This is a genomic window from Candidatus Palauibacter australiensis (assembly GCA_026705295.1).
In the GTDB taxonomy this organism is placed as follows: Bacteria; Gemmatimonadota; Gemmatimonadetes; order Palauibacterales; family Palauibacteraceae; genus Palauibacter; species Palauibacter australiensis.
The window spans coordinates 1-5,577 of sequence record JAPPBA010000167.1 but is presented as its reverse complement, the minus strand read 5'-3'; the positions used below and the strand labels follow the sequence as shown (position 1 = coordinate 5,577).

Here is a 5,577-nt window from a genome sequence, read left to right as displayed (position 1 = left end):
GTACGTGTCCGCCGTCCCGTCCCCGCTCCGGTCGAGCGACGGGAACGACACGATCTCCACCGACTGGATCACCGGCTCGTCGCTCGCCACCACGATGTCGAACGTCTGCACCGCGGTGTCCATCGGATCCGGCGTGTCGCCCTCGTTCGCCCCGTCGAGATCCTCCGCCTTGTACGTCACCGTGTAGCTGCCCGCCACCGTCGGCGTCCCCGAGATGGTCCGCGTCGCGTCGTCGAAGGTGAGGCCCGGCGGAAGGCCGCTCACCGTGTAGAAGTAGGGGTTGGCCATAACAGTCCCCAGCGGCGACGTGTCTCCGCCCGTCGCCGCCGGAAGCACCAGGTCCGTGATCGCCTCGTTCACCGCGTAGCTCTGACCGCTCGCCGTCGACGAGAAACTCGGCGCGCCAACCGTGTTCGCACTGGTTACCCCGTTGAGTATCATGTGCGTGCTGGCCGACGCGCCGTGCGGGTCGGTGGCCGTTATGTCGACGCGCATGGTCGTATGCTGAAACGCCGTGAAGCCGCTAAAAAACACCTGTCCGTCACTTGTCGTGGTCGGCTGGACTACCCGGGGAGTGCCACCGAAAAAGCGCATGTTGGCCGGCTGCGTGTACGAGATCGAGATGATCAGGGCGTCGGCATCCCGGTCGTCGAACATGGTGATAATTCGATTTCGCCCGCTGCACGCATCCGGCCACTCCGTCGTTTCCGTCCCCCTCGTTACCAGATTCCCCTGACTGACGGTGGTGCCGGAAGCCATACTGAGGGTCCCCCACGGCGTGGCGAGATCGCCCTTGACCGCGCAGAAAACACTACCTGGCGGATCCTCCACCACGCGCGGCGCGTTGTTCGTCGCCGGTGCCGCAGCCGTCGTCTGGCTCCCCGACGTGGACCACGGGCCCTCGCCGTTCGCGTTCGCCGCGCGCACCTGTACCCGGTACGCGGTGTTCGCGAGAAGGCCCCGGATCGTGTCCGCCGTCGCCGTTCCCGGGTCCGGTAGGCCCGGCACGCCCTCCGTCACCCAGTCCGACTCCGAATCCGGGTCCATCGAGCCCTTGAAGTACCGAAGGTCATAGTCCGTGATCGCCACCGCGCTCGCCGCTGCCGACCAGCTCACCTTCAAGCTCCCCGACGTCGGCCCCTTCTCCACCGTCACCGTGCCCGGCGCGCCCGGCGGATCCGTAGCGAGAATGTCCCCCGTCACCGCGATGACGAACGTCTGCACCGCGGTGTCCATCGGATCCGGCGTGTCGCCGTCGTCGTCCCCGTCGAGGTCCTCCGCCTTGTAGGTCACCGTGTAGCTGCCCTGCACCGTCGGCGTCCCCGAGATCGTCCGCGTCGCGTCGTCGAAGGTGAGGCCCGGCGGAAGGCCGCTCACCGTGTAGAAGTAGGGGTTGGCCATAACAGTCCCCAGCGGCGACGTGTCTCCGCCCGTCGCCGCCGGAAGCACCAGGTCCGTGATCGCCTCGTTCACCGCGTAGCTCTGACCGCTCGCCGTCGACGAGAAACTCGGCGCGCCAACCGTGTTCGCACTGGTTACCCCGTTGAGTATCATGTGCGTGCTGGCCGACGCGCCGTGCGGGTCGGTGGCCGTTATGTCGACGCGCATGGTCGTATGCTGAAACGCCGTGAAGCCGCTAAAAAACACCTGTCCGTCACTTGTCGTGGTCGGCTGGACTACCCGGGGAGTGCCACCGAAAAAGCGCATGTTGGCCGGCTGCGTGTACGAGATCGAGATGATCAGGGCGTCGGCATCCCGGTCGTCGAACATGGTGATAATTCGATTTCGCCCGCTGCACGCATCCGGCCACTCCGTCGTTTCCGTCCCCCTCGTTACCAGATTCCCCTGACTGACGGTGGTGCCGGAAGCCATACTGAGGGTCCCCCACGGCGTGGCGAGATCGCCCTTGACCGCGCAGAAAACACTACCTGGCGGATCCTCCACCACGCGCGGCGCGTTGTTCGTCGCCGGTGCCGCAGCCGTCGTCTGGCTCCCCGACGTGGACCACGGGCCCTCGCCGTTCGCGTTCGCCGCGCGCACCTGTACCCGGTACGCGGTGTTCGCGAGAAGGCCCCGGATCGTGTCCGCCGTCGCCGTTCCCGGGTCCGGTAGGCCCGGCACGCCCTCCGTCACCCAGTCCGACTCCGAATCCGGGTCCATCGAGCCCTTGAAGTACCGAAGGTCATAGTCCGTGATCGCCGACGTGCTCGACGGAGCCGCCCAGCTCACCGCCAGGCTCCCCGACTTCGACCCCTTCGCCACCGTCGGCTGCCCCGGCGTGGACGGCCGCAGCGCCACGGTATTCACCGTGCCGCTGACCCGGATCAGCATGGGCCCCTCCAGCATGGTCCACGTCCCGTCCGAAGTGGCGTCTCGGCGCACGGAGTTGTTCGCGATGCTCCACCCCGCCGCGGCCGAGTCCTCGGAGGTCGACTGCGTGCGGTCGACCGACCCGAGGTTCGCTTCCACGACGACGAAATACGTCGTTTTGGCCCTGAGCAGGGCGCCGGCCGGAGCGGTGAACGTATTGTTGCCGCTGATCACCGACGTCGGATTGGTCAGCGTGGCGACGAGGCCGGTCCCCGCGGGCACCCCTGACCGCTCTACCCTCACCGTCACGTTGCTTGCGCGGGCGGCGAAACTCACCTCCACGCTCGTGAGGGTGTAGCCGTGCGTGTTCGAGCCCGTCGTGAATCCCTGCGCCATATCCACGGCTGCAAGGTTCGAGGTGGCCCCGGACGTCTGCCCGATGTTGCTCACGAGCACGCTCTGCGCCGACGCGGGCACCGCCGACGCGGCGAATGCCAGCACGGCGAGGGCGAGGCCCGCCGCCCGCCGCCCATCGACGATCGCTTCCACGGTGTACTTGATCACCGCCGCACCCCCCCGGATCCGGATCAGGAACTCGCGCCTGTGCTCCGCGCGCCATAAATCGCGCGCGGTGCGAACGCGGGACGTGTTTTCAGAATGTTTTCTATGCGAATAAGGCCGGTGCCACAACTCCCAAATATTGGGGGGAATGCCCCCTGTTTTGGGGGATTGATGGGAAGCGTATCTTCCCGTGTGTGAAGCGGTTAGGGGGTAGGATGTTTTCCGTCTCGCCGTGAATCGCGGGCCGCGAACGTACAGCCAGACGACTTACTTCAATTCATTACAGGGGCAAGCGCGGCGGAGGGTTCCGGTCCGGTCGTGCCGCCGGCACCGAGGCCGAGGCCGAGTTGGGCGCCGAGGGTGAAGCGGGGGCCTGTGGTCGAGTGGTTGAGGGAGGCGGACCAGTTGAGGAGGCGGCCGCCGGGGATTCGGAGGCCGTAGTTGCCTCGGATGTCGAGCGCCCACGGGTCGCGGGTGTTCGCGGCCGGGTCGCCGGCGTTCACGGCCGGGTCGCCGTCGGCTGACGCTGCGGGGGCGTAGCGGCTGTAGATCTGCTCCTGCCACAGGGCATCGCCGCCGGCGACGGCGTCGCCCCAGCGCGGGGACATGGAGAGAGACAGGCCCTCGCCGCCGGGGTTTCCGAGGCTGAGGGTGAGGCCGAGTCCGCGCTCCTCGTAGCCGGCCACGGAGTGGACGGCGAGGAGGCGGCCCTGCGCGTCGATGCGCAGGAACCCGGCCTGGGCGCGCAGGCCGCCGGTGAGTTCGAGGCCGGTGCCGGGTTGTCCGGCGCCGCCGTCGCGCCTCACGTGGGCCTCTCCGAACGGTGCGAGCGTGAGCCCGCCGAGCCGGATCTGCTGGGACAGATCGGCGCCGAAGCGCACCTGGTTCACGGCGGCCGTCTGGCCGTCGAGGGTCTCGGCGCCGGCATCGGTGGCGAGTTCTGCCCAGCCCGCGTCGGCGCGCAGTCCGAACTCGAACCCTCCGCCCGCGGCGAGCCGCCGGCGCAGTTCGACGAGGCCGAGGCGCAGGCCGAGTCCGCTGGTTTCGGTGCGGCCGGAGTCGCGCACGTTGTCCGCGTCGCCCCAGCCGGCGCCGGCCGTGGCCCACAGCGAGGTCCCGCCGCTCGACCACTGCAGGTAGGGGTGTACCGCGACGAGCCGGGTCTCGAGCGAGCCGTTCGCCCGGCCGGCGCGCCAGTCGCCGGTGCCGCGGCTGCGGGCCACGGCGAGGCCGAGCATCCAGTGGTCGCTGAGCCATGTGTCCACGCCGACGTAGCCGGTCTGCAGCTCGCCGTCGTAGTCGCTCGCGCCGGAGGGCGCGCCCTGGAACGTCTGCACGTCGCCCTGTCCCCAGAGCTGGAAGCGGAGGCCGCCCCCGCCGCCGCCGGCCTCCTGGCCGCCGCCGAAGGCGAACTGGAACTCGGAGCCGCGGAACGGATCGCGTCCGCCCTGGAAGCGGGGGACGAGGTCGCCGAAGCGGAAGAGATCGCCGAGGCTGGTGCCGTCGCCGGAGCCGTCCCGCCCGGCAGCCTGCGGGTCGCCCGTTGCGCCTCTGGATGCGCCAGCACCCATCGGTGCGCCCGTTGACGTCATAGCGGCTCCGCCGGCGCCCGGTGTGCCGAGCCCGGCGCCCGTGCCGAACCCGGTGCCGCCACTGAACCCGGTCGCGGCCATGGGTGCGCCAGCGCCGGGGGCTGCCTGCGAGTAGGCGCGCGAGGTGATGCCGGAGAGCCAGCCGGACCACATGCGCTCGGCCTCGGCGCGTGCCGCGCCCGTCCCGAGCGGGACCTTGCGGCCCATGAGCGTGAGTCCCGACGCCTCCGTGCGGCTCGCCGACGTCCGGCGGCCGAGCGTCATGCGGACGCTCGCCAGGTGCGAACGCGCCATTCCCGCCATCGCGTGCGACACCACGTCGCGCGCCGCCCGGTCCGACACGCCCACGGCCACCGTCTGCGTCGCCATCAGGCCGCCCGCATCGGCCGCGGTCACCGTCACCTCCGCCGTCCCGTAGCCCGCCGGCACGAGCGTCAGCACGCTCCCGGCGACCGTCGCCTCGACCACCGACGGGTTCGACGAGGAGGCCCGGTACTCGAGCGCGTCGCCGTCCGTGTCGGAGAAGAACGGGCTCAGTTCGATGCTCGCCGGCTCACCGCCCTCATCGAGCGACTGGCTCGGGATCGTCCCCACCGCCGCCGGCGCGTCGTTGACCGGCATGACCGTCAGCTCGACGGAGGCCGACGCCGTCCCGCCGTTGCCGTCGTCCACCGTGTACGCGAACGCGTCCGTGCCGTGCCAGTTCGCCGCCGGCGTGTACCGCACGCCGCCCGCGGCGACTTCCGCCGTCCCGTTCTCGGGCGCGGTCACCGACGACACCCGCAGGCCATCGCCGTCGGGGTCCGTGTCGTTGGCCAGCACGGCCACCGTCACCGGCTCGTCCTCGAGCGTCGTCGCCTGGTCGTCGGCCGCCTCCGGCACGTCGTTGACCGGCGTCACCGTCACCTCGACCGACGCCTCCGCCGTCCCGCCGTTGCCGTCGTCCGCCACGTACGTGAACGAGTCCATCCCGTGCCAGTTCGCGGCCGGTGTGTAGCGCACCCCGCCGCCCGAGATCGCGGCCGTCCCGTTCGAAGGCGCCGTCACCGACGTCACGCGCAGGCTGTCGCCGTCGATGTCCGTGTCGTTGGCCAGCACGTCGATCTCGACCGCC

General features: G+C 70.2%; 2 protein-coding genes. Both read right to left on the bottom strand.

Annotated features, from left to right (window positions below; translation table 11 throughout):
* The coding region (locus OXN85_13810) for a fibronectin type III domain-containing protein (protein MCY3601037.1) at positions 1-2,874 on the bottom strand (2,874 nt) is incomplete at its 3' end.
* Positions 2,875-3,143: 269 nt separating this feature from the next.
* A partial coding sequence (locus OXN85_13805; protein MCY3601036.1) for a tandem-95 repeat protein occupies positions 3,144-5,577 on the bottom strand: 2,434 nt, incomplete at its 5' end.